Genomic DNA, 23770 nt, shown 5'->3' with positions numbered 1-23770 from the left:
CCTCTAAACCAAAGACGTCTTTTCCCCGCCACCATTCATGGCATCATCGGTGGGGGAATGATTGTCCTGCCATGCCCCGACGAGGAAACTGCCATGAGTGCCATTGTCACCCCTGACATCTGCGATGCCCATCCTGAAGTACGGGTACTGGACCCGATCTTTGTCAACTTCGGCGGCCGCGAGGCCTTCTGCGGTCCGGTGCGAACCGTGAAGTGCTTCGAAGACAACTCACGCGTCAAGGAGGCGGTGGCCGAGCCCGGGGAAGGCGCGGTGTTGGTCGTGGATGCCGGCGGCTCACAGCGCTGCGCCCTGTTCGGCGACATGCTCGCCGAACAGGCCGCCAACAATGGCTGGGCCGGCGTGGTGATGTACGGCTGCGTGCGTGACGTGGATGTACTCGCCGAAACCGAGTTGGGCGTCCAGGCGCTGGGCAGCCATCCGCGCAGGAGCGAGAAGCGCGGCGAAGGAAGCCGCGACATTGCCGTGACCTTTGCCGGCGTGACGCTGCATCCCGGTCAGTGGCTATATGCCGACAACAACGGCATCGTCGTGGCCGAAGAACGCCTGCCGCTGGACGTTTGATGCCACGGGCAGACGGGGTGGGTTCCCTCGGGCCGCTCCATGGTGGCGCCGACGAACCTTGCCGGGCACCCACCCCCGGTGCCAAGCTTGACGCCATGTCCGTGTCTCGTCGTCGCACATGCTGACATTCAGGTCGCTCGTTCGCAGCGTGCTGCGTTCACTACGTGAACACTTGCGGCCGCTGATCGCCTATCACTTGTTCTTCACCCTGCTGGCCTCGAGCCTGCTATTGCCCGGCGTCGCCTGGACGCTGTCCCATCTACTGGGGCGTTTCGACCGAGCGATCCTCAGCACCGGCGAACTGCTCGACCTGCTGTTGAGTCCGGGCGGCGTGCTATGGGCACTGCTCGCAACCGGCCTGACCTTCCTGGTGCTCTACCTCCAGCAGGCGGGGATGATTCTGGTGGCGATACGCCGCCGAGACAATCATTTCCAGCTCGCCTTCATCGCGCTGTGGCAGACCCTGCACCGGTTACCGGCACTGGCCGGCCTGGTGGTTCTTCAGGTCGGCGCCCATCTTCTCCTGCTGGTTCCGCTGGCCCTCGGCCTGGGGTGGCTTTACGGAGTCTTTCTCGGTGGTTTCGATCCCTACTACGTGCAGAGCGTGCGTCCTCCGGCATTCTGGCAGTACCTGGGCGTTGCACTGCCGCTGACGCTGCTGTGGGCGGTGGTCGCCGGCCACCTCTACGTACGCTGGATCCTGGCACTACCCATCGTCACCCTGGAAAGGCATCGACCGCTGGCGGCACTGCGCCGTAGCTATCGACTCACGCGCGGAAGGTCCTGGGCACTCACCATCGCCGTCATCACCCTGCTGCTGGCGATCATTGCCCTGCCGCTGATCTCCAGCAATCTGTTCGAACGGCTCTTTGCCCCACTGCTATGGTGGCTGCCGGAACGCAACGCCGTGCTGGTGCCCGCCACGCTCGTCTACGTTGCCGCCTACGTACTGGTCACCCTGGCGATCACCTTCCTGGGCATCGCCGCCAACGCCCTGTTGTCGGCTTGTCTCTATCTGCGTCTCGCCCATCGCGAGCCCCATCCGGAGTCGCCCCCGGCGGATGCCCATCCCGGGCGTCTCGCTTGGGCAGTGGAGCTATCGGTGGTGCTGTTCGCGCTCAGCCAGGCCTGGTGGATCGTCAATAGCTTCGAGCTGCGCGATGAAGTGACCATCATCGCGCACCGCGGCAGTTCCATGAGGGCCCCGGAGAACACGCTTTCCGCAGTGAATCGGGCGATCGACGAGCAGGCCGACAGCGTGGAGATCGACGTGCGCCTGAGCGCCGACGACGAGGTCGTGCTTTACCACGACAGCAGCCTGCAACGCCTGACCGGCAATCCGCAGCAGGTGGGCGAGCTGACCCTGGAGGAGCTCCGCGAATTCGACGTCGGCCAGTGGTTTGGCGACGCCTTCGTCGGCGAGAAGATTCCCACCCTCGCCGATGCCTTCGCCATCACTCGCGGCCGAGCCACGCTGATGATCGACATGAAGCCGGATGCCGGCCGCGAGGTGGCCTTGGCCGAGGCGGTAGTCGAAGCCATGCAGCAGGAAGCCGCACTGAGACATGCCTGCCGGGCAACGCTCAGTGTGCCGCTCAGCGCCGCTCACTGCGGCAATCCCGACGTCATCGGCGAAACCCGCCTGGCCGTCGCCCAACCCTGGTTGATCGAGGCGATCAGGCTGCGCGAGCCGTCGCTGCGTATCACGTTGCTGGCCCAGTTGATTCTTCCCGGCACGCTGGAACGTCGCGGCTTCGATGCCCTGGGCCTGCGCTACAACCGAATCACCGAGCGGGAGATTCGTCTGGCCAGCCATTTCGACTATGAAGTGCACGCTTGGACGGTGAACGATCCACGCGAGATGTCGCGCATGATCGACCTGGGGGTCGACGCCATCATCACCGATCGCCCCGACCGGCTCGCCGCCCTGATGGATCAGCGCAGCGAACTGAGCGACGGCGAGCTGCTGCTGGTGAAGCTGCGCAACTGGCTCTCCAGTTGACCGTGCTACTTTCCCATCACCACACCTTCGCGCCGCGGATCCGCACCGCCGAAGAACCCTTCCTCGGTAGCCTGAATCGCCTGCAGGCCACTGACCAGCTCGCGCTCGCTGACCTCATGGCCAAGCGCCTCGAGAGCGTCCAGCGTCGCGGCAGGAAAACCGCCTTCCTCGAGAAACACCGGCCCGCCCAAGGTGACCGCATGGGGCAGTTCCAGGGCCTGCTGGGCATCGAGGCCCCAGTCGAGCATGGCCACCAGCGTCTTGGCCGTGTAGTGAATGATCGCCGCGCCGCCGGGGGAGCCGAGGCTGGCCACCAGCTCGTTGCTGTCGCGGTCGAAGACCAGCGTCGGGCTCATGCTGGAACGCGGACGCTTGCCCGCTTCGACCCGGTTGGCAATGGGTTTGCCATTCTCGCCTTCGGGGGAGAAGGAGAAATCGGTGAGCTCGTTGTTGAGCAGATAGCCACCCGGCAGTCCGGTACCGCCATCCGCCATGATCCGCGAGCCGAAGCCCTGCTCGATGGTGGTGGTCATGGCCAGGGCGTTGCCGTGTTCGTCGACGATGCTGATATGGCTGGTACCGGCTTCGGGCTGGGTAGGCTGGATGTCCCAGGCGATTTCCAGCGCGCCGGGGTTGCCCGGTTCGGCTCCACCGCTGCCCAAGCTCCGCTCGCCGATACGCTCGGCACGCAAGGATAGATAGTCGGGAGCCAGCAGGGTTTCCCAGTCACCGCCCGGTGCGTCGACGAACTCAGGGTCGGCGATGTACTGGTTGCGGTCGGCGAAAGCCAGCCGCGAAGCCTCCAGAAAACGATGCAGCCACGCATCGCTCGGCCGCCCCTCGGCCAGCGGCGACTCGAGTGCCGGCAAGCGCTCGAGCATGCCGAGAATCTGCATGATGGTCAGGTGCCCGGACGAAGGCGGCGGGAAGCCGCATACCCGGTAGTCGCGCCATGCCGTGCACAACGGTTCCCGGGTCTTGGCGGCATAGCTGGCAAGATCCTCCTGCGACAGCGAACCGGAACGCTCGGGGTGATTCTGCACGCGGAACACCAGATCCTCGGCAATGCGGCCGGTGTGCAGGCCACTGCTCCCCTCTTCGGCGATCACGCGCAGAATGGCCCCCAGCGCCGGATTCTTGAGCTCGTGGCCGACCGGCAGAGCCTTGCCTTCCTCGTCATAGTAGTAGACGCCGGCCAACGGATCGTCACGCAGCAACTCATCGCCATCCAGGCTGGCATGCAGGCGCGGGCCGACCGCGAACCCCTCCTCGGCCAGGCGGATGGCCGGCTCGAAGAGCTCCGCCCAGGGTAGACGGCCATGCTCGCGATGGGCGCGCTCGAGCATGCGCACGGTGCCGGGCACCCCGACAGAAAGGCCGCTCGCCACGGCCGCCGTGAAGTCGAGCGGCTCCCCCTCCTCGTCGAGGAAAAGCGTCTCGTCCACACCGCTGGGAGCCGTTTCTCGCCCGCCGTAGGCCACGACGTCCTCGCCGTCATGGTGCATCAGGAAAGCACCGCCACCGATGCCGCTGGACTGGGGCTCGACCAGCGTCAGCACCATTTGCACGGCCACTGCGGCATCGATGGCCGAACCACCCGCCTCGAGCACCTGGTAGCCGGCATCGGTGGCCAGCGGATTGGCAGCGGCCACGGCGAAACGTTCGGTGGCCCACCCTGGCTTGTCCTCGCGTTCGGAAGCCGCTTCCGGCTCGATGGCCGGCATCCGATACTGAAAATCCGCCTCGGCGTTCAGGCCGGAGGACAGCGACAGCAGCACCGCGGCCAGACCGGCGAACGGCCAGCGTCGAGACACGAAAACTGGTGGAACACCCATGCGCGACTCTCCTCGTCATCGTCGTTTGTCAGGGGGAGACACACAGCATAGGCGATTCCCCGACGCCCTGCGCCCGGCGGACTCGCGTCGGCCGGACGCAGGGCGTCGGGCGGAGAGACTTGGCGGCTCAGGCGAGGGTTTCGCCAGCCAGCATGAACCAGGTCTCCAGCACCGCATCCGGATTGAGCGACACCGAATCGATGCCCTGATCCATCAGCCACTTGGCGAGCTCCGGATGGTCCGAAGGCCCCTGGCCGCAGATCCCCACGTACTTGCCCTTGGCACGGCACGCCTGGATAGCCATGGAGAGCAGCTTCTTGACCGCCGGGTTCCGCTCGTCGAAGAGATGGGCGACGATGCCCGAATCGCGGTCCAGGCCCAGGGTCAGTTGGGTCAGGTCGTTGGAACCGATGGAGAAACCGTCGAAGTGCTCGAGGAAGTCGTCGGCGAGCAGGGCATTGGCCGGCAGTTCGCACATCATGATCACCTTGAGACCGCCCTCGCCACGGGCCAGACCGTTGGCGGCCAGCAGATCGACCACCTCGCGCGCCTCGTCGGTGGTGCGCACGAAGGGCACCATGATCTCGACATTGTCGAGCCCCATCACGTCGCGCACGCGCTTTAGCGCCCGGCACTCGAGTTCGAAACACGGCCGGAAAGCGTCTGATACGTAGCGCGAGGCGCCGCGGAAACCGAGCATGGGGTTTTCCTCGCCCGGCTCGTAGAGCTTGCCGCCGATCAGGTTCTCGTACTCGTTGGACTTGAAGTCCGAGAGACGCACGATGACCCGCTGCGGATAGAAGGCGGCGGCCAGCGTCGAGATGCCCTCCACCAGCTTGTCGACGTAGAAGCTCACCGGGTCGCTGTAACCGGCGGTACGCAGATCGATGGTCTGCTGCAGGTCGAGCGGCAGGGTGTCGTACTCGAGCAGCGCCTTGGGATGCACGCCGATCATGCGATTGATGATGAACTCGAGACGCGCCAGACCCACTCCGGCATTGGGCAACCCGGCAAAGCCGAAGGCTCGGTCCGGATTGCCCACGTTCATCATGATCTTGAAGGGGATCTCGGGCATGGCATCGACGCTGGAGACGCGGCGGTCGAACTCCAGCAGGCCATCGTAGACGTGGCCGGTATCGCCTTCGGCGCAGGAGACGGTGACGTCACGGCCGTCGGCCAGGGACTCGGTGGCATCGCCACAGCCCACCACGGCGGGAATGCCCAGCTCGCGGGCGATGATCGCGGCGTGGCAGGTGCGCCCGCCGCGGTTGGTGACGATCGCCGAGGCGCGCTTCATGATCGGCTCCCAGTCCGGGTCGGTCATGTCGGTCACCAGCACGTCGCCGGCGTTCACCTTGTCCATGTCGTTCGGGGTGAAGACCACCTTGACGGCACCGCGTCCGATGCGCTGACCGATGGCCCGTCCGGTCACCAGGGTGCGGCCCTTCTCCTTGAGATGGAAACGCTCTAGCTTGCCGCCTTCCTGCTGCGAAACCACCGTCTCGGGACGCGCCTGGACGATGTAGAGGGCACCGTCGTCGCCGTCGAGCGCCCATTCGATGTCCATGGGGCGACCGTAGTGCTGCTCGATGGTCACCGCTTGCTGGGCCAGCGCCATGACCTGACCGTCATCGATGCAGAAACGGCCGCGATCCTTCAGCGGCACGTCCACGGTGTCGACCGACTTTCCGGCGCTGGCGTCGTCGGTGTAGACCATCTTGATCAGCTTCGAACCGAGGTTGCGGCGCAGTACGGCCGGCCGGCCGGCGGCCAGCGTCGGCTTGTGGACGTAGAATTCGTCGGGATTGACCGCGCCCTGCACCACGGTTTCGCCAAGGCCCCAGGAGGCAGTGACGAAGACCGCATCGCGGAAGCCGGACTCGGTGTCCAGGGTGAACATCACCCCGGCGGCGCCGGTCTCGGAGCGCACCATCTTCTGGATGCCCGCGGAAAGTGCCACGTTCTCGTGGGCGTAGCCACGATGCACTCGGTAGGAGATGGCGCGGTCGTTGAACAGCGAGGCGAAAACCTCGTGCACGGCGCGCTTGACGTTGTCGAAGCCCTGAATGTTGAGAAAGGTCTCCTGCTGGCCGGCGAAGGAGGCGTCGGGCAGATCTTCGGCAGTGGCCGAGCTTCTCACTGCCACCTTGAGATTGGGGTGCTTGGCGGCCAGAGCCTCATAGGCCTCGCGCAGCTCCGCCTCGAAGCGCGGGGGCAACGGCGTGTCGATCACCCACTGGCGAATCTCCGCGCCCACGCGGGCGAGCTCTCCGACATCGTCCACGTCCAGGCGCGCCAGCGCCTGGTTGATGCGCTCGTTGAGCCCTTCGTGGGAGAGAAATTCGCGATAGGCATGAGCCGTGGTGGCAAAACCGCCAGGGACGGTCACCCCGGCTCCCGATAGGTTGGAGATCATCTCGCCGAGCGAGGCGTTCTTGCCCCCCACGCGCTCCACATCGTCCATGCCGAGCTGATCGAACCACAGGATGTTAGCTTCCACGAGACCCCCTTGATCTGCGATGCCCGCGCCCGCGGCAGGCTCCAATGCGATGGTCGCCACCTTACCCGCTCGGCGTCATATTCGCCATTGGTCTAACATCGAAGGCAGTGGAGGATTTTTACAACAGCGACCGGTCCGGCCGGGTTCCTGTAGTGGCGGCGCGAAGCCGGCTTGCCGACGCAAGCGCCAGGCCCGACAATGGGCGAATCGCCCCGTTACGAAAGCCTACCTCGCCATGCCCCGTACCGCCTTCTTCATTTCCGACGGCACCGGTATCACCGCCGAGAGCCTGGGTCGCAGCCTGCTCGCCCAGTTCGAGGACGTCGAGATCCGCATGCTCACCAAGCCCTACATCGACACGCTCGACAAGGCGCACTCGCTGGTGGCGGTCATCGAAGCCACGGCGGTACGCGATGGCGAACGGCCGATCATCATCGATACCATCGTCGACGAGGAAGTGCGCGCGGTGATCCGCGAGGCGCTCGGTTTCAAGGTCGACATCTTTTCCACCTTTCTCAAACCGCTGGAGGAGGAACTGGGCACCCACTCCAGCTACAGCGTGGGACGCACCCATTCCATCGGCCGCGACGACGTCTACATGGACCGCATCCACTCGGTGCACTTCGCCCTGGACAACGACGACGGCGCACGCACTCACCAGTACGACAAGGCCGACATCATTCTCATCGGCGTCTCGCGCTGCGGCAAGACGCCCACCTCGCTCTACCTGGCACTGCAGTTCGGCATTCGCGCCGCCAACTACCCGCTCACCGAGGACGATCAGGACGAAGACGGCACGCTGAAGCTGCCACGGGTACTGGCCAGCCACCGCCACAAGCTGTTCGGCCTGACCATCGACCCGCGCCGGCTGGCGGCGATTCGCCACGAACGCCGCCCCAACAGCCGCTACAGCTCGATGGATCAGTGCATGCAGGAGGTTCAGCAGGCGGAGGCGATGTATCGTCAGATGCACATTCCGTTCATCGACACCACGCGCTTCTCGGTCGAGGAGATCTCCACCCGCATGATCGCCGAGACGGGGCTCCACCGCCGTTTCTCGCCGCACTGACATACCATGAAGCGCTGGCTGTTCATGACCGCCATCGTGCTGGTCCTGCTCGCCACCGGCCCCACCGCCCTGTGGCTGAGCGGCGAAGTGAATCTGCAGGGCCACTGGCGCAGCGCCGACCGTTCCAGCGCCGGACTCGCCCCCGACCCGCAGCGCACCCGCGAAGCCGTGGTTCAGGTCTATTCCGCCCGGGCGTTCGACTGGCGCGGGCTGTTCGCCGTGCATACCTGGATCGCCACCAAGCCCCAGGACGCGGCGGGCTACACCGTCCACCAGGTGACCGGGTGGCGGCGCCCTACCCTGAGTTCGCGACCTGGCACTCCCGACCGAGCCTGGTTCGGCAGCACTCCGAGCGTACACGCCACGCTGTGCGGCCCACCGGCCGCAGCGGCCATCGGGCGCATCGAATCGCTGCTGCCCGACTATCCCTATCGCGACGTCTACCGCACCTGGCCCGGCCCCAACAGCAACACCTTCGTGGCCTGGCTGGTGCGCCAGGTGCCGGAACTCGACGTCGCCCTGCCCGCCACGGCCATCGGCAAGGACTATCTGGGCCGCGAGCTCGTCGCCATCCCCCCCGGAGGAAGTGGCCTGCAGTTGTCGCTCGGCGGCGTGCTCGGCGCCACCCTGGGCGCTGCGGAAGGGCTGGAGGTGAATATCGCCGGCCTGGTGATCGGCATCGACCCTCTCGCTCCCGAGCTCAAGCTGCCTGGGCTCGGCAGCATCGCGATCCCCGGCCTCGCCCGAGGCACCCAGCCCGCCCACTGCTGAACCGCATGCCTCAGCGCACCACTCCCTCACGGCGCAGCCGTGCGATGTCATCGGCAGTCAGCCCCATCTCGGCGAGTATCGCATCGCTGTCCTGGCCCAGGCGCGGCGGCGCCACCTCGCTGGTGGCGGACTCACCGTCGAAGCGCAGCGGGTTGGCCACCTGCGGCACCGCGAGCTCGCCGCGCTGCAGGGTGCGATGCATGCGGCGATGCTCGACCTGTGGGTCGGCAAAGACCTCGCTGACGGTATTGATCGGCCCGGCGGGAATGCCGCGTGCCTCGAGGTCCGTCAGCCAGGCATCGCGGCCGCGGGTCAGCAGGATCGCTTGCAACTGCGGCACCAGCTTCTCGCGATTGCCCACCCGGGCGGCATTGGTGGCATAGGCTGGGTCCGTCGCCCATTCGGGGTGGCCGAGCAGCTCGGCCAGGCGCGCGAACTGGCCATCGTTGCCCACGGTGAGCACCAGATGGCCATCGGCACAGGCGAAGGCCTGATACGGCACGATGTTGGGATGCGCATTGCCGTGACGTTCGGGCGAGGCACCGCTGACCAGGGCATTGAGCGCCTGGTTGGCCAGCGCCGCCACCTGGACGTCGAGCAGAGCCACGTCGATATAGCGACCTTCTCCGGTGCGGTTACGCTCGTGCAGCGCCGAGAGTACGCCAACGGTGGCGTAGAGCCCCGTCATCACATCGGTGATCGCCACACCGGTCTTCATCGGCATGCCATCGGGTTCGCCGCTGACGCTCATCAGTCCGCCCATGGCCTGAATCATGAAATCGTAGCCGGCACGCTGGGCGTAGGGGCCGTCCTGGCCGAAACCGGTGATGGAGCAGCCGATCAGCCGCGGGTTCTCCGACTTCAGGCTGGCGTAGTCGAGGCCGTATTTGGCCAGGCCACCGACCTTGAAGTTCTCGAGCATCACGTCGGCCCCAGCGGCCAGACGCCGCACCAGCGCCTGGCCTTCGCGGGTGGCGATGTCCACGGCCAGCGATCGCTTGCCGCGGTTGGCGCACAAATAGTAGGCGGCGACTCTGTCGAGGTCGTCGTCCTCGGCCAGCCATGGCGGCCCCCAGCCGCGCGTGTCGTCGCCGCGCTGGGGATGCTCGACCTTGATCACCCGGGCGCCCAGGTCGGCGAGCAACTGGCCGGCCCAGGGGCCCGCCAGCACACGCGACATATCGAGTACCGTGATACCGTCCAGCGGTCCGCTCATCTTGAGCTCCTTGCTCACTCGGGGCTGATCCGGCAACAAGCCTACGGGGAGGCGCTGTGAATACCTTCCTGTACGCTAGGCCCTGCGGCGCTTTCGCGTCCTGCGCCGCTTGCAGGGCCGGTGCAGGCCATCCATGGCCTGCCCGTTCGGAGCAGCGCTCCTCACCCCTGGCATAGGACCTCCCCTTCGGCTTATTCCCAGCGCCTCTCGTTAGACTCGTTTCCTGTTGCCTACCCGTCAGCCAGTAAAGGCCTGGATGCCGGTCTGTGCCCTACCCAGAATCAACGCGTGGACATCATGAGTCCCCTCGTAGGTGTTCACCGCCTCCAGGTTCATCACGTGACGGATGACGTGGTACTCGTCGGCGATACCGTTGCCGCCGTGCATGTCGCGCGCCACCCGGGCGATGTCCAGCGCCTTGCCGCAGTTGTTGCGCTTGATCAGCGAGATCGCCTCCGGCACCAGTTGGCCGTCGTCGATCATACGCCCTACGCGCAGCGCCGCCTGCAAGCCCAGGGCGATCTCGGTCTGCATGTCGGCGAGCTTCTTCTGGATGAGCTGGTTGGCGGCCAGGGGACGGCCGAACTGTTTGCGATCGAGGGTGTACTGGCGGGCGGCGTGCCAACAGGCCTCAGCGGCGCCCATGCTGCCCCAGGCGATGCCGTAGCGCGCCCGGTTGAGACACGAGAACGGCCCCTTGAGCCCGGTCACGCCCGGCAAACGTGCCTCATCGGAGACTTCCACGTCTTGCATGGCGATCTGGCCGGTGACCGAAGCACGCAGGCTGAACTTGCCCTCGATCTTGGGTGCGGAAAGCCCCTTCATGCCCTGCTCGAGAATGAAGCCGCGAATCACGCCCTCGTCGTCCCGCGCCCACACCACGAAGACATCGGCGATGGGCGAATTGGTGATCCAGGTCTTGGTGCCATTGAGACGCCAGCCGCCATCGGTGCGGATGGCGCGAGTGGACATGCCGCCCGGGTCTGAGCCGTGATCGGGTTCGGTGAGACCGAACGCCCCCACCCACTCGCCGCTGGCCAGCTTGGGCAGGTATTTCTCGCGCTGCGCCTCGCTGCCGAAGGCGTGGATGGGATACATCACCAGACTCGACTGCACGCTCATGGCGCTGCGATAGCCGGAGTCGACGCGCTCCACCTCACGGGCGATCAGGCCATAGCTGACGTAGTTGAGGCCGGCGCAGCCGTAGCCGTCGATGGTGGCACCCAGCAAACCCAGTTCGCCCATCTCGTTCATGATTTCGCGATGGAAGATCTCGTGACGGTTGGCCTCGAGCACCCGGGGAAGCAGCTTCTCCTGGCTGTAATCCTGGGCGGTCTGGTGGACCATGCGCTCTTCTTCGCTGAGCTGGTCGACGAGGCGGAAGGGATCGTCCCAGGTGACGGGGGTGATCGAACTCATGGCGGGCTCCTCGGTGGCAGGCAAATAATTTCTATATTTTCACTAAATGTAGAGCAAAACCGCTCCACTGCCAACCCGCCCCGGCGATCATGCAAGCGACCGGAGCCGGGCACGCACGGATGCCGGGGACGGGTCGAAGAGGAAATCATTCGCCAAGCACGGCAATCGACATCACTTTACGGCGTCGCCGCCACCCGTTCGGCCACCGCCAGCCGAGCTCGGATCTGCCACCAGGCCACCAACGCCACCAGCCCATTGGCGAGCAACATGCCGAGGAAAACGCCGCTCGGCCCGGCGAGCCGGCCACCCAGCCAGGCCAACGGCACGCTGAGGATGAACAGCCGAATCAGCGACAGCCGCATGGCACGCCCCGGCTCGTGCAGGGCATTGAGCGAGGAAACCGTCAGAATCACCACGCCCTGAGCCCCCAGCCCCAACGGCACCCACCACAGGAAGGTTCGCAGCACATCGGCCGTGGCCGCCCCCTCGGCGTAGCTTGCCACCAGCCAGGGAGCGAGGCCTTGCAGCAGCAGCCACACCGCCAGTTGCCACACCAGCACGAAAGCGAAACAGCCGAAGACGGCACGCCGCACGCGGTCGACCTGCCCGGCACCGCTGTTCTGGCTGACCAGCGGTGGCAGCGTCATCGAAAGCGCCAACACCGCGATCTGGGCGATGGCATCGAGGCGCGTGCCGACTCCGAAAGCCGCCACCGCCGCATGCCCGTGGTGCGCCATGATGCGGGTGATCATGGCCATGGCGAGCGGGGTGAAGACGCTGGTGATGGCGGCCGGCACGGCGATTCGCGACAATTCCTGCCAGGACTCGACCAGTCCATGCAGGGTCAGGCCGGCGAGATCGATGAGCTCACGCAGTTCACGTTGACAGCACAGTGCCACGCCCATCAGCCCCCAGCTACACACGCTGGCCAGGGCGGCCCCAGAGACGCCCAGCGCCGGCAGCGGCCCCACGCCGAAGATAAGCAGCCAGTCGAGCAGTCCGTTGAGCGCGGCGGCCAGGGCCATCATGAGCCCGGGTATCAGCGTGTTTCCCTGGGCACGCAGCACGCTGTTGAGCACCCGTGGCACAATCAAGGCCGCCGCACCCAGGTACCAGATGCCCATGTAGTCGCGTATGTGCGGCAGCAGCGACGCATCGGCTCCCAGCAGGCGAAACAGTGGCTCCAGCGTAGCCAGCCCGAGGAGAGTCAACGCCACGCCCACGACCAGTGCGAGCAAGCCCGCATCGGTGGCCCGGCGACGCACCGTTGCCAGATCGCCCTGTCCCAGGCGACGCGCCACCACCGCCGAGGTGCCGATGCCCAGACCGATCGCCAGACTGATCACCGAGAACACCACCGGAAAGGTGAAAGACACCGCCGCCAGTGGCTGGGTACCCAGCCGGGCGATGAACCAGGCATCCACGAGGTTGAAGCTCATCATGGCGATCATGCCGCCGACGACCGGCAGGCTCTTGCGCAGCAGGGTGACGGCGATGGGACCTTCGAGCAGATCGCGGCGGGCAGGACGGCGGGAAGCGGCAGGGGTAGCAGGCGTGCGGGCGCTCATTCGGACTCTCGACGGCGAAACGGGCACCCGATTGTGCCCGTTTCGCGATGAGCTGCCAAAGACAGGGTCAGCCCTCTTCCCCAGCTCGATACAGCTTCTGGATGCTGGAGAAATCGAGTTGGCCGCTCCCCTGGGCGCTGTGCAGCGCGAACAGGTTGCGCGCCTGCGACCCCATCGGCACTGTCGCCTTGCTGCCCAGCGCCAGCTCCCAGGCGAGCCCTAGATCCTTGGCCATGAGGTCGGTGAGGAAGCCGCCCTGATAGTCGCGGGAAGCCGCCGAGCCCTCCATGACGCCCGGCCAGGGATTGTAGACATTGAGCGCCCAATTGCCACCGCTGCTCTGCTTCATGATTTCGGAGAGCACCGCCGGATCCATGCCGTTCTTCACGCCTAGAGCCAGGGCCTCGGCAGTGCCGCTCATCAGAATCCCCAGCAGCATGTTGTTGCAGATCTTGGCGACCTGTCCGGCGCCGACCGGGCCCGCATGGAAGATGTTCTTGCCCATGTTCTCGAGCACCGGCCTAGCCTGCTCGAAACCGGCCTCGACGCCCCCGACGATGAAGGTCAAGGTGCCGGCCTTGGCACCGCCCACGCCGCCCGAGACCGGGGCATCCAGATAGGTGAGACCGCGCTCGGCGGCGGCCGCGCCAACGTGACGGGCGTCTTCCGGCGAGATGGTCGAAGCGTCGACGATCAGCGGCTTGCCGTCGAGGGCGTCGAACAGGCCGACCTCCCCGTCACGGCCCAGGTAGAGACCGCGAACGTGGGCGCCCGCCGGCAACATGGAGATGACCACCTCGGCTCCGCGCGCCACGGCCTGGGCGCTTTCGCCGCGCGTCGCACCTTCGGCTTCCAGTGCCTTGACGGCTCCCTCGACCAGGTCGAAGACATGGACGTCATGCCCGGCCTTGACCAGGTTGGTGGCCATGGGGGCCCCCATGTTGCCCAGTCCGATGAAGGCGATTTTCATTGATGTAGCTCCTGTCTTGTCGTGGCAAATGCGTGTGGCGTCGCGTCGCCGCCATCAGCCGACGCGATGACCGCTGCCCAGGTCGCGCAGCGGATTCTCCTCGTCCGACCACAATGGCGTCATCATCGCCTGGACGTCCTCCTCCGGTACGCTGGCGGCATCCGCATGTCGCCACCGGGGGCTCTTGTCCTTGTCGATCAGCAGTGCCCTCACCCCCTCGGCGATGTCGCCCTGACGGCAGCACTGCACGGAGAGCGAGAGCTCGTCGCGGAAAGCCTCGGCCAGACTGGTATGACGGTGACGCTCGAGCATGCGCCACACCAGCTGTGCCGAAAGCGGGCTGCCGGCAGCGAGGCGCGCTCGGTTGGCGGCGAGCCACTCGCCATCGCAGTCATCGGCGAGAATCCGCTGCACGGCACTGGCAGCGTCGACGCGTCCCACCAACCGCTGGATATGATCGAGGAGTGGCCATACCTGCCCGGCCGGTGCCGCTTCACGGGACTCGTGCGCATCGAGCACCGCCTGCACGGCGGCTCGCAGCGCTGCCGGCGAGCGGTTGCCGTAGTCGGCCGCAGTCAAGGCATCCAGCAATGCATCGCGCCGCTCGCGGGGCACGAAGCGGTCCGCCATGCCCAGGTCCAGAGCGTCGCGTGCATTGAGCTGCGCCCCGGTGAGGCCGAGATAGGCACCCACTCCCGGCGGCATGCGATTGAGGAACCAACTGGCTCCAATGTCTGGATAGAGCCCGATCGATATCTCCGGCATGGCGATGCGCGTGGTTTCGGTGACCAGCCGTTGAGAAGCGCCGGACATCAGCCCGAGACCGCCTCCCATGACGATGCCGTCACCCCACACCAGCAGCGGCTTGGGATAGGAGTGAATGCGGTAATCGAGCCGGTACTCCGTGGTGAAATAGGTCTCGGCAAAGACGCTGTCGCGACCGGCGCCGCGGTTCTCGCCCTCCTCGGTCATGGAGCGGTAGAGCGCCACGATGTCGCCGCCGGCGCAGAAGGCCTTGTCGCCCGCTCCTTCCAGCCACACCGCCACGACACTGCGATCCACCGCCCAGGCATCCAGCTTGGCATCGAGCTGCCGTGCCATCTCCAGCGACAGGGCATTGAGCGACTTGGGCGCGTTGAGCGTGGCCACGCCGATTCGGCCACCGTCGCGAGTGGGCAGTTCATCGAAGATGACCGCAAGATCCGTCATGCTCGTTCTCTCCTGATTGTCATTGCAGCGCTTCGATCACGCCATCCGCCAGCAGGCGGCGGGCCACGATCACACGCATGATCTCGTTGGTGCCCTCGAGGATCTGGTGCACTCGAGTGTCGCGCACCATGCGCTCCAGCGGAAACTCCCTGAGATAACCGTAACCGCCGTGGATCTGCAACGCTTCGTTGCACACGTCGAAGCCCATGTCGGTCGCGAAGCGCTTGGCCATGGCGCAGTGAACGGTGGCTTCGGGGTCGCCCTGATCGAGCCGCCAGGCGGCGTGGCGAACCATCAGGCGTGCCGCAGTGAGTTCGGTGGCCATGTCGGCCAGCTTGAACTGCAGCGCCTGGAAGCCGGCCAGTTCGCGGCCGAACTGCTTGCGTTCTGTCATGTAGTTGCGAGCGAGCGTCAGGGCGTGCTGAGCCGCCCCCAGCGAACAGCTGGCGATGTTCAGGCGACCGCCGTCGAGCCCTTTCATGGCCAGCTTGAATCCCTCGCCCTCCTCGCCCAGGCGGTTGCCTACCGGCACGCGCACGCCGTCGAAGCTGATCAAGCGCGTGGGTTGGCTCTTCCAGCCCATTTTGTCTTCGTTCTTGCCGTATTCGATGCCGGTGGCATCGGCGGGCACCAGAATCGCCGACACCCCGCCGGCGCCGCTGTCGGGTTCGCCGGTTCGCGCCATCACCACCAGCACGTCGTTGGCCCCGGCGCCGGAGATGAACATCTTGGAGCCGGTGATGACGTAGTCGTCTCCGTCGCGCACGGCCTTGGTACGCAGACTGGCGGCATCCGACCCCGAGCCGGGTTCGGTGAGGCAGTAGCAGCCCAGGCACTCACCGCTGACCAGACGCTCGACCCAGGCCTCGCGCAGCGCTTCGCTGCCCCAGCTCGCCACCATCCATGCCACCATGTTGTGGATGGTAAGATAGGCTGTCGTGGCGATGCACCCTTGAGAAAGCTGCTCGAAGATCAGCGAGGCGTCCAGGCGTGACAGCCCCAGGCCGCCGCGTTCCTCGGGAATGTAAATGCCCAGCAGACCCGCTTCGCCGGCGCGACGTATGACATCGACCGGAAAGTGCGACGTCGCATCCCATTCGGCGGCATGCTCGGCCAATTCTGCCTGGGAGAAATCCGCAGCGGCCTGGACGAGCGCCTTCTGGTCATCGGTCAGGGAAAAATCCATCGGGGGCATCCTCTTTGGTTACGGCGTGGAGACGAAAGCGTCATGGTCGGCGACAGGGCCACCACCGCAGCGCTGGCTCGATGCAAGCCAACCTAGCACTTGCTAGGTTTTAGCGCACACCACCCTTAGTCGACAACCACTTTACGTTAACGTCAACGTCGTCTAGTGTTGCGAATACGATGGTGGACAGCCACACGGCGCACCACCCGGCTACAGGACAGCAGCGATGAGCACCTCCAGTCCCGACGTCACCTCTTCGGTCAGCGGCAGCCTTCCGCGCCAGCGGCGCACCTATTCCATCGGCGAACTGGCGCGAATGTTCGAGGTGACCCCGCGCACCATCCGCTTCTATGAGCAGGAAGGGCTACTGGCACCCGAGCGCCGCGGCCAGACGCGGGTCTATCACGAGAAAGACCGGGTGCGCCTCAAGCTCACCCTGCGCGGCAAGCGCCTGGGCTTCTCGCTCGCCGAGATTCGCGAAGTCATCGAGATGTACGACGCCATGCCGGACGGCAACGCCCGACAGCTCAAGCGTCTGCTGGAAATCCTGGGCGAGAAGCGCGCCAACATGGAACGCCAGCTGGAAGACATTCGCTTGATGCAGCGTGAACTCGATGACGTCGAGAGCCGGGCCCGCGAGGTGCTCGACCGCCTGGCTCGCCAGGGAGCCTGACGCTGCGTCGCTGCATTGCCGGCACGGCCCCGGGATGACGTCCTTCGCCTCTACACATTCGCCACAACAAGATGGGTAACAGCAATGACACGCCAAGACGCTCACAAGGATCACAACAGCTACGTCAGCGGGATCAGCGACACGCCTCTCAAGGGGCAGACCATCGGTGACTGCTTCGATGAGACGGTGGCGCGCTTTCCCAACGGCGACGCCCTGCTGAGCCTCCATCAGGGTCTGCGCTACACCTGGCGTGAACTTCGCGATGCCGTGGATACCGCCGCTCGCTCCCTGATCGCGCTGGGCGTGAAGAAAGGAGACCGCGTGGGCATCTGGTCGCCCAACTGCGCCGAGTGGACCATCACCCAGTTCGCCACCGCCAAGATCGGCGCCATCCTGGTCAACATCAACCCCAGCTATCGCACCCATGAGCTGGAGTACGCACTGCGACAGTCCGGTACTTCCACGCTGATCCTGCAGGGCGCGTTCAAGAGCTCCGACTACGTGGCGACTCTGGCCGAGCTGGCTCCAGAGCTGCGCGACGGTGCCCCGAGCACTTTCTCCAGTGCCAAGCTACCCGAACTCGAGCGCGTGATCTGCCTGGACGGCGACCGCGCGCTCACCGGCATGTTCAGTTGGGAGAGCATGCTTGCGCATGCCGACGAAGTCTCCGCCGAGCACCTGGCCGAGGTGCAAGCCACGCTGCAGTTCGACGAACCGATCAACATCCAGTACACCTCCGGCACCACCGGGGCGCCCAAGGGCGCCACCCTGTCGCATCACAACATCCTCAACAACGGCTTCTTCGTGGCGCGCACCATGGGCTTCACGGAGAAGGACCGCCTGGTGATCCCGGTTCCGCTCTACCACTGCTTCGGCATGGTGATGGGCAACCTGGGCTGCGTGACCCACGGTGCCACCATGATCTACCCCGGTGACGGTTTCGAGCCCGAGGCCACGCTGCGCGCTGTGTCGGAAGAGAAGGCCACCGCTCTGTATGGCGTGCCCACCATGTTCATCGCCGAGCTGGAGCATCCGGACTTCTCCCGCTTCGATCTCTCCCATCTGCGCACCGGCATCATGGCCGGGTCGATCTGCCCCATCGAGGTGATGCGCCAGGTGATCGACAAGATGCACATGGAAGACGTCACCATCTGCTACGGCATGACCGAGACCAGCCCGGTTAGCTTCCAGACCCAGACCGATGCCCCGCTGGAGAAGCGCGTCACCACCGTGGGCACCATCCATCCGCACCTGGAGGTGAAACTGGTCAGCCCCGAAACCGGCGCCGTGGTGCCGCGTGGCGAGACCGGAGAACTGTGCACGCGGGGCTACAGCGTGATGCTGGGCTACTGGAACAACCAAGAGGCCACCAACAAGGCCATCGACGAAGCCCGCTGGATGCACACCGGCGATCTGGCCACCATGGACGACGAGGGTTACGTGGCGATCGTCGGACGCATCAAGGACATGATCATCCGCGGCGGCGAGAACATCTACCCGCGCGAGATCGAAGACTTCCTCTATACCCATCCCGCCATCTCCGACGTCCAGGTGATCGGCGTACCCGACGAGAAGTACGGCGAGGAAGTGATGGCCTGGGTCAAGCTCAGCGACGGCCAGCAGCTCACCGCCGACGAGCTCAAGGAATTCTGCAAGGGCCAGATCGCCCACTACAAGATTCCGCGCTACGTGAAGTTCGTCGACGAATTCCCGATGACCGTCACCGGCAAGATCCAGAAGTTCAAGATGCGCGAGGAAGCCACCCACGAGCTGGGATTGGCTTAAGCTGTAGGCTTTTAAGCGGTAAGAAAAACCCCGAAGGTTGGATTGGGTGTCCAGCTTTCGGGGTGCAGTTCACGTCAGGCGCGTGGGGTTTCTTATAGCTTACGGCTCAAGGCTTACAGCTCGCCCCGAAGGGGCGGTTACAACCCCTTGGGCGCAAAGATCCCCGGCGCATTGCGCCAGTAGCCCTTGTAGTCCATGCCGAAGCCGAACACGTAGCGGTCGGCGACCTGCAGGCTGCAGTAGTCGGCTTCGAGCCCGGGCACTGCCTTGCGGTCATGGCGCTTGTCGACCAGCACCGCGGTGGAAATGCTCGCCGCACCGGCATCGCGACAATATTCGAGAATGGCGGCGAGCGTCGCCCCTTCGTCGAGGATGTCGTCGACGATCACCACGTGACGACCGGCCATGGGGATTTCCGGCGAGACGCGCCAGAACAACTCACCGCCACGGATGCCGCCGCGATAGCGCGTGGCGTGCAGATAGTCGACCTCGAGCGGAAAGCCCAGCCGGGTGAGCAGGTGGCCGGTGGTAATCAACCCACCGTTCATCACGCAGTAGAAGACCGGTAAGCGGTCGCCCAGGTCACGGGTGATCTCGTCGGCCATGCGGTCGAGGGCGCGCTCGACTTCCTGATGGGTGATCAGGCAGTCGGCGGTCTCCATGACCTCGCGCATGGTGGCCAGGGAATCGGGAAGATCGAGGTCGAGCTTGGACATGCAGTGGACTCGTGTTGGGTCGTCTGTCGGATGGCGAAACGTTGGCGGCCATGGCGATCTCAGTGCCCGGCCATGGCCTCGAGGCGGGCGTGCACGCGACGCCAGCGGCTGAGGGCTTCGAGAGTGTCGAGTTCTGGACGGGCACGGCCATAGCGAAGGCGAGACGCCGGCTTGAAGCGACGTCCGACGCAGGCATCCATCACCTCGAGAGCCGCCTGGCGGTCATTGCACACCAACACGGCATCGCAACCGGCCTCGAGCGCCGCCCGGGCGCGCTCGGACGGCCCCCCGACCACCCCGGCGCCGGCCATCCCCAGGTCGTCGGAAAACAGCGTGCCCTTGAAACCCAGCGACTCGCGCAGCATGCCCAGCCAGCCAGGCGAGAAGCCGGCGGGCCGGGCGTCGAAATCCGGATAGATCACATGCGCCGGCATGATGGCATCGAGCTGACCGGCCAAAGCGGTGAAAGGCACCAGGTCCCGGCTCTTCAACTCGCTGAACGGGCGATCGTCCACCGGCACTTCGTGATGGGAATCGGCAGCCACGCCGCCATGGCCGGGGAAGTGCTTCCCGACGGCAGCCATGCCCGCCTCGTGAAGGCCGGTGACGAAGGCATGGCCCATAGCGGCCACGGCATCGGGATCGGCGCCGAAGCTGCGATCGCCGATCACGCTGGAAAGCCCCACGTCCACGTCGAGCACCGGCGCGAAGGTGACGTCCAGGCCGCAGGCGGCCATCTCCATTCCGAGCAGCCATCCCGCATCGCGGCACAGACGCAGGGTGACCTCCGGCGCCACGGCAAAATCGCGGCCGATGCGCCCCATGGCCGGCAGGCGGGTCACGCCCTGGCGCAGGCGCTGCACGCGACCGCCCTCCTGATCGATGGCGAGTAGCAGCTCAGGACGTAGGCGCCGAATGGTATCGCACAGCTCGCGTACCTGCCGGGCCGTTTCGACGTTGCGCGCGAACAGTATCACGCCACCCACCTCGGGGCGCATCAACAGCTGGCGCTCATCCGTCGTCAGCCGGATGCCCTCCAGATCGAGAATCACCGGGCCTAGGGAATGAGTCATGGTGGGGTACCTTCGCCGGAAGGAGGACGATTCTAGCCCAGCGAGACGCCGCTGTCAGCGACAAGCCTCAGTCGTGAAGCCACACCGGAGTTCCCGGCACGGCGATGGCAAACAGTGCCAGCAGATCTTCGTCGCGCAGGCGCACGCAGCCGTGCGAGTGGGGCTCGCCCATGGGCTCGCTGGGCGGCGTGCCATGCAGATAGATGTAGCGACGCTGGCTGTCGACGCTTCCCCCGCGATTGACGCCGCGTTCCAGACCGCACAACCAGAGAATCCGGGTGAGCACCCAATCGCGTCCCGGATGGGCTGCGGCCAGAGCGTCGCTGTACACCTCGCCGGTGGCACGACGACCGCGAAAGACGGCGCCGGATGGCTCCCCGTCGCCAATGGCCGCCCGTACGTAGTGCCAACCGAGCGGGGTCTGGCCGCTACCCTCCTGCTGACCAGCGCCGGCTTCGCCGGTGGACACCGCATATTCGGCACCCGCTACCTCGCCATGCCATACCCACAGGCGCTGAGCCGACACATCGATCTCCAGCCAGGGCCCGTCAGCCGGCGGCAGCGCCTCGAGACACGGGGTGCGCATCAGCTCGCCTCGGCGTGGCTGGCCACCGGAGCCTCGGGCAGCGGCGCGTTCAACGCGGCCACCACCACCGGACGCAGTCGTCGAATGAGATCGCGCACCGTGACGTGTTCGCCGTAGTCCTTCTCGGCGATGTCGCGCAGCGCATCGAGGCCCGAAAGCGTGAAGATCACCGTGCCGAGCACGAAATGCAGACGCCAGAAACGCTCCGAATCGGGCAGTTCGGGCGTGGCGCGGCGCACCAGCTCGGTGAAACGCATGAACACGCTGCCGTATTCCTCCTGGATGTAGCGACGCAGGTGCCCCTGAGCCTGGCTATAGGCCAGTCCCAGCAGTTTCATGAACACCTTGAGGCTGTGCCGCTCGGCGGGGACCTCCAGCACCGTCCGGGCCATGGATTCGAGCAGTTCCTCGAGAGGGATGACACCGCCGGCATGGCGCGCTTCGAGGTCGTCCAGCACGCCATGGAAACGTTCGGTAAAAGGATCGAGGTAACGTGAGAAAACCGCCTGGATCAGCGCTTTCTTGGAGCCGAAATGGTAGTTCACCGCCGCCAGATTGACCCTCGCCTTGCTGGTGATGGTGCGCAACGACGTTTCGGCGAACCCCCGTTCGGCGAACAGCACCTCGGCCGTATCGAGAATGCGCGTGACGGTGTCGGTCTGAGCCATGGTCCGAGCCTCGATGGAAACGATTGTTTGAAACATCAGGGAACCTTACGAAAACACAGGCGCTCTCCTAACGCAAGCTTGGACTGGGGCGTTTGAAACGCCATTATTTCCAGCGAGCGTTTGCAGACTTACTGGATGAACTTCCATGCTGTATACTTGACCAATGAAACCGCGTTTGCCGGAGGTCGTATGACTCGCTCCCTCACTCCACGCCAGCAGCACGTCTTCGACTTCATCGTCAAGACGATGAACGAGCTGGGCTACCCTCCCACCCGGGCCGAGATCGCCCGCGCGCTGGGATTTCGCTCACCCAATGCGGCGGAAGAACACCTGCGCGCCCTGGAGCGCAAGGGAGTCATTCGTGTGATGCGCGGCACCTCCAGAGGCATCCGCCTGCCGCTCGCCGACCCCGAGCCGACTCAGGAAGCGCCCAGCGAAGGGCTGCCGATCATCGGCGAGGTCGCCGCCGGAAGCCCGGTGCTCGCCGCCGAACACATCGACCGCTATTGCCCGCTTCCCCCCGACTTCTTCACCCCGAGAGCCGACTATCTGCTCAAGGTGCGCGGTCTTTCCATGAAAGAGGCCGGCATCCTGGAGGGCGACCTGCTGGCCGTACACCGTACCGATCAGGTGCGCGACGGACAGATCGTGGTCGCTCGCCTCGAAGACGAAGTGACCGTCAAGCGCTTCCACCGCCACGGCCACCGAGTGACGCTGGCTGCCGAGAACGCAGAGTTTTCGCCCATCGAGGTGGATCTGCGCCACCAGGCGCTGGAGATCGAAGGCATCGGTGTCGGGGTGATCCGTGGTGGCAATGGTACCGCCCTGGGGTAGGCACTTGCCCGGCACGCCCGAATCGTGCTCGGTACGCGTTCTGGTTTAGAGGCGAGCGCCTTGAGGAAGATCCTTCACGCCGACTGCGACTGCTTCTACGCCGCGGTGGAGATGCGTGACGACCCGCGGCTGCGCGAGGTACCGCTGGCGATCGGCGGTCGTGCCGAGCAGCGTGGGGTGATCGCCACCTGCAACTACCCGGCCCGTGAGTACGGCATCCACTCTGCCATGCCCACGGCTCGGGCGCTGCGCCTCTGCCCCCATCTGACGCTGCTGCCCGGCAACTTCGACAAGTACCGCCGAGTCTCGCTGCAGATTCAAGCGGTCTTCCACGAACTCACGCCGCTGGTAGAGCCGCTCTCGCTGGATGAAGCCTTCCTGGATGTCAGCGACGTCACGCGTTTTGCCGGTAGCGCCACCTGGATGGCCCAGTGGCTCAAGCAGGAGTGCCTGTCACGTACCGGGATCACCGTCTCGGTGGGCGTGGCCCCGAGCAAGTTCCTGGCCAAGATCGCCAGCGACTGGGAGAAACCCGACGGCCTGACGGTGATCCCGCCCGAGCGGGTGAGTGCCTTCGTACGCCAGCTGCCGGTGACCAAGCTGCATGGCGTGGGACCCGCCACCGCGGCGCGACTCGAGGCGCTGGCCATCGAGACCTGCGCCGACCTCGAGCGCCAGCCGCTCGAACGCCTGATCAAGGAGTTCGGCAAGTTCGGCCGCCGGCTCCATGAACTCGCCCGCGGCATCGACGACCGCCCGGTTCGAGTCGAACGCGAGCGCAAGTCGGTGAGCGTCGAGACCACCTTCGCTCGCGACCTGCCCGACCTGCACCACTGCCGTGAGGCGTTGGCGCCGCTATGCGAACGTCTCGAGGCGCGCCTGGCCCGTCACGGGCATCCGCCGGTGGCCGGCCGTTTCGTCAAGCTGCGCTGCGACGACTTTCGCCTCACCACTCTGGAGGAACGCAGCGGCGAACCCGCCCTGTCCGGCTTCCTCGACCTGCTCGACCAGGCCTGGGTGCGACGCCAGCGCCCCGTGCGCCTGCTCGGCGTCGGCGTGAGGCTCGTTTCCGAAGATGCCAGGCGCCAGTTGACACTGCCGCTGTAGA

General features: G+C 65.6%; 20 protein-coding genes. 8 read left to right on the top strand and 12 right to left on the bottom strand.

All coding sequences use genetic code 11. The annotated features are described in order from the left end of the window. Positions 1-93 precede the first annotated feature (93 nt). Positions 94-582, top strand: coding sequence for a ribonuclease E activity regulator RraA (gene rraA, locus BLP96_RS09495; RefSeq protein ID WP_089685485.1), 489 nt, complete (start codon positions 94-96; stop codon positions 580-582). A gap of 118 nt (positions 583-700) precedes the next feature. Then, positions 701-2584: a glycerophosphodiester phosphodiesterase family protein gene (locus BLP96_RS09490; RefSeq protein ID WP_089685483.1), complete on the top strand. Its 1884-nt coding sequence runs from the start codon at positions 701-703 to the stop codon at positions 2582-2584. A gap of 5 nt (positions 2585-2589) precedes the next feature. Here the strand turns inward: BLP96_RS09490 and ggt are convergent, their stop codons facing one another. Together ggt and ppsA are read right to left on the bottom strand one after the other, a co-directional pair. Then, on the bottom strand, positions 2590-4419 hold the full coding sequence (gene ggt / locus BLP96_RS09485; RefSeq protein ID WP_089685481.1) for a gamma-glutamyltransferase: 1830 nt from the start codon (positions 4417-4419) through the stop codon (positions 2590-2592). Between the two features lie 127 nt (positions 4420-4546). After that, positions 4547-6919 carry a phosphoenolpyruvate synthase gene (ppsA, locus tag BLP96_RS09480; RefSeq protein WP_089685555.1) on the bottom strand — a complete coding sequence of 791 codons (2373 nt, stop codon included), beginning with the start codon at positions 6917-6919 and terminating at the stop codon, positions 4547-4549. 235 nt (positions 6920-7154) lie between these two features. On the opposite strand from ppsA, the gene ppsR reads away from it, so the two are divergent. Further along, positions 7155-7988 (top strand): posphoenolpyruvate synthetase regulatory kinase/phosphorylase PpsR, encoded by an 834-nt coding sequence (gene ppsR / locus BLP96_RS09475; protein ID WP_089685478.1) that lies wholly within the window; start codon positions 7155-7157, stop codon positions 7986-7988. A gap of 6 nt (positions 7989-7994) precedes the next feature. Next, the gene (locus BLP96_RS09470) at positions 7995-8759 is read left to right on the top strand and encodes a DUF3750 domain-containing protein (RefSeq protein ID WP_089685475.1); all 765 of its coding nucleotides are present in this window, start codon (positions 7995-7997) and stop codon (positions 8757-8759) included. Positions 8760-8769: 10 nt separating this feature from the next. Here BLP96_RS09470 and BLP96_RS09465 read toward each other — a convergent pair whose 3' ends face one another. From BLP96_RS09465 to BLP96_RS09440, 6 genes are all read right to left on the bottom strand, one after another. Then, a complete protein-coding gene (locus tag BLP96_RS09465) occupies positions 8770-9975 on the bottom strand; it encodes a CaiB/BaiF CoA transferase family protein (RefSeq protein WP_089685473.1) in 1206 nt (401 codons plus the stop codon). A 237-nt stretch (positions 9976-10212) separates the two neighbouring features. Further along, the gene (locus BLP96_RS09460; protein WP_089685471.1) at positions 10213-11394 is read right to left on the bottom strand and encodes an acyl-CoA dehydrogenase; all 1182 of its coding nucleotides are present in this window, start codon (positions 11392-11394) and stop codon (positions 10213-10215) included. A gap of 176 nt (positions 11395-11570) precedes the next feature. Then, entirely contained in the window at positions 11571-12962 is a 1392-nt protein-coding gene (locus BLP96_RS09455) for an MATE family efflux transporter (protein ID WP_089685470.1), read from the bottom strand. 67 nt (positions 12963-13029) lie between these two features. Beyond that, entirely contained in the window at positions 13030-13932 is a 903-nt protein-coding gene (gene mmsB, locus BLP96_RS09450) for a 3-hydroxyisobutyrate dehydrogenase (RefSeq protein ID WP_089685468.1), read from the bottom strand. Positions 13933-13986: 54 nt separating this feature from the next. Further along, entirely contained in the window at positions 13987-15141 is a 1155-nt protein-coding gene (locus BLP96_RS09445; protein WP_089685466.1) for an enoyl-CoA hydratase/isomerase family protein, read from the bottom strand. Positions 15142-15160: 19 nt separating this feature from the next. After that, a complete protein-coding gene (locus BLP96_RS09440) occupies positions 15161-16327 on the bottom strand; it encodes an acyl-CoA dehydrogenase family protein (RefSeq protein ID WP_089685465.1) in 1167 nt (388 codons plus the stop codon). Positions 16328-16553: 226 nt separating this feature from the next. Between BLP96_RS09440 and BLP96_RS09435 the strand changes: the two genes are divergently transcribed. Further along, positions 16554-17000 (top strand): MerR family transcriptional regulator, encoded by a 447-nt coding sequence (locus tag BLP96_RS09435; protein WP_089685463.1) that lies wholly within the window; start codon positions 16554-16556, stop codon positions 16998-17000. A gap of 84 nt (positions 17001-17084) precedes the next feature. Next, a complete protein-coding gene (locus BLP96_RS09430) occupies positions 17085-18785 on the top strand; it encodes an AMP-binding protein (RefSeq protein WP_089685461.1) in 1701 nt (566 codons plus the stop codon). Between the two features lie 137 nt (positions 18786-18922). Here BLP96_RS09430 and BLP96_RS09425 read toward each other — a convergent pair whose 3' ends face one another. The 4 genes from BLP96_RS09425 to BLP96_RS09410 all read right to left on the bottom strand — a co-directional run bounded on the left by BLP96_RS09425 (position 18923) and on the right by BLP96_RS09410 (position 21828). Next, positions 18923-19501 (bottom strand): hypoxanthine-guanine phosphoribosyltransferase, encoded by a 579-nt coding sequence (locus tag BLP96_RS09425; protein ID WP_089685459.1) that lies wholly within the window; start codon positions 19499-19501, stop codon positions 18923-18925. Positions 19502-19560: 59 nt separating this feature from the next. Then, positions 19561-20574 carry a beta-N-acetylhexosaminidase gene (gene nagZ / locus BLP96_RS09420; protein WP_089685457.1) on the bottom strand — a complete coding sequence of 338 codons (1014 nt, stop codon included), beginning with the start codon at positions 20572-20574 and terminating at the stop codon, positions 19561-19563. Positions 20575-20641: 67 nt separating this feature from the next. Then, positions 20642-21160 (bottom strand): L,D-transpeptidase, encoded by a 519-nt coding sequence (locus BLP96_RS09415; RefSeq protein WP_089685455.1) that lies wholly within the window; start codon positions 21158-21160, stop codon positions 20642-20644. Then, complete coding sequence (locus BLP96_RS09410) at positions 21160-21828, bottom strand: TetR/AcrR family transcriptional regulator (RefSeq protein ID WP_089685553.1); 669 nt, start codon at positions 21826-21828, stop codon at positions 21160-21162. Before BLP96_RS09410 ends, BLP96_RS09415 begins: the two co-directional genes overlap by 1 nt. A gap of 189 nt (positions 21829-22017) precedes the next feature. On the opposite strand from BLP96_RS09410, the gene lexA reads away from it, so the two are divergent. Then, positions 22018-22662, top strand: coding sequence for a transcriptional repressor LexA (gene lexA, locus BLP96_RS09405; protein ID WP_089685452.1), 645 nt, complete (start codon positions 22018-22020; stop codon positions 22660-22662). A 60-nt stretch (positions 22663-22722) separates the two neighbouring features. Next, positions 22723-23769: a DNA polymerase IV gene (gene dinB, locus BLP96_RS09400; RefSeq protein ID WP_089685450.1), complete on the top strand. Its 1047-nt coding sequence runs from the start codon at positions 22723-22725 to the stop codon at positions 23767-23769. The last annotated feature ends 1 nt before the right edge of the window (position 23770 follow it).

It is taken from the genome of Billgrantia gudaonensis, from assembly GCF_900100195.1.
Classification (GTDB): Bacteria; Pseudomonadota; Gammaproteobacteria; order Pseudomonadales; family Halomonadaceae; genus Halomonas; species Halomonas gudaonensis.
This window is presented reverse-complemented; position numbering and strand designations above follow the sequence as displayed.

Coding starts and splice junctions, on each gene's coding strand:
- rraA (WP_089685485.1), top strand. CDS start 94: ATGAGTGCCATTGTCACCCCTGACATCTGCGATGCCCATCCTGAAGTA.
- BLP96_RS09490 (WP_089685483.1), top strand. CDS start 701: ATGCTGACATTCAGGTCGCTCGTTCGCAGCGTGCTGCGTTCACTACGT.
- ggt (WP_089685481.1), bottom strand. CDS start 4,419: ATGGGTGTTCCACCAGTTTTCGTGTCTCGACGCTGGCCGTTCGCCGGT.
- ppsR (WP_089685478.1), top strand. CDS start 7,155: ATGCCCCGTACCGCCTTCTTCATTTCCGACGGCACCGGTATCACCGCC.
- BLP96_RS09470 (WP_089685475.1), top strand. CDS start 7,995: ATGAAGCGCTGGCTGTTCATGACCGCCATCGTGCTGGTCCTGCTCGCC.
- BLP96_RS09465 (WP_089685473.1), bottom strand. CDS start 9,975: ATGAGCGGACCGCTGGACGGTATCACGGTACTCGATATGTCGCGTGTG.
- BLP96_RS09460 (WP_089685471.1), bottom strand. CDS start 11,394: ATGAGTTCGATCACCCCCGTCACCTGGGACGATCCCTTCCGCCTCGTC.
- BLP96_RS09455 (WP_089685470.1), bottom strand. CDS start 12,962: ATGAGCGCCCGCACGCCTGCTACCCCTGCCGCTTCCCGCCGTCCTGCC.
- mmsB (WP_089685468.1), bottom strand. CDS start 13,932: ATGAAAATCGCCTTCATCGGACTGGGCAACATGGGGGCCCCCATGGCC.
- BLP96_RS09445 (WP_089685466.1), bottom strand. CDS start 15,141: ATGACGGATCTTGCGGTCATCTTCGATGAACTGCCCACTCGCGACGGT.
- BLP96_RS09440 (WP_089685465.1), bottom strand. CDS start 16,327: ATGGATTTTTCCCTGACCGATGACCAGAAGGCGCTCGTCCAGGCCGCT.
- BLP96_RS09435 (WP_089685463.1), top strand. CDS start 16,554: ATGAGCACCTCCAGTCCCGACGTCACCTCTTCGGTCAGCGGCAGCCTT.
- BLP96_RS09430 (WP_089685461.1), top strand. CDS start 17,085: ATGACACGCCAAGACGCTCACAAGGATCACAACAGCTACGTCAGCGGG.
- BLP96_RS09425 (WP_089685459.1), bottom strand. CDS start 19,501: ATGTCCAAGCTCGACCTCGATCTTCCCGATTCCCTGGCCACCATGCGC.
- nagZ (WP_089685457.1), bottom strand. CDS start 20,574: ATGACTCATTCCCTAGGCCCGGTGATTCTCGATCTGGAGGGCATCCGG.
- BLP96_RS09415 (WP_089685455.1), bottom strand. CDS start 21,160: ATGCGCACCCCGTGTCTCGAGGCGCTGCCGCCGGCTGACGGGCCCTGG.
- BLP96_RS09410 (WP_089685553.1), bottom strand. CDS start 21,828: ATGGCTCAGACCGACACCGTCACGCGCATTCTCGATACGGCCGAGGTG.
- lexA (WP_089685452.1), top strand. CDS start 22,018: ATGACTCGCTCCCTCACTCCACGCCAGCAGCACGTCTTCGACTTCATC.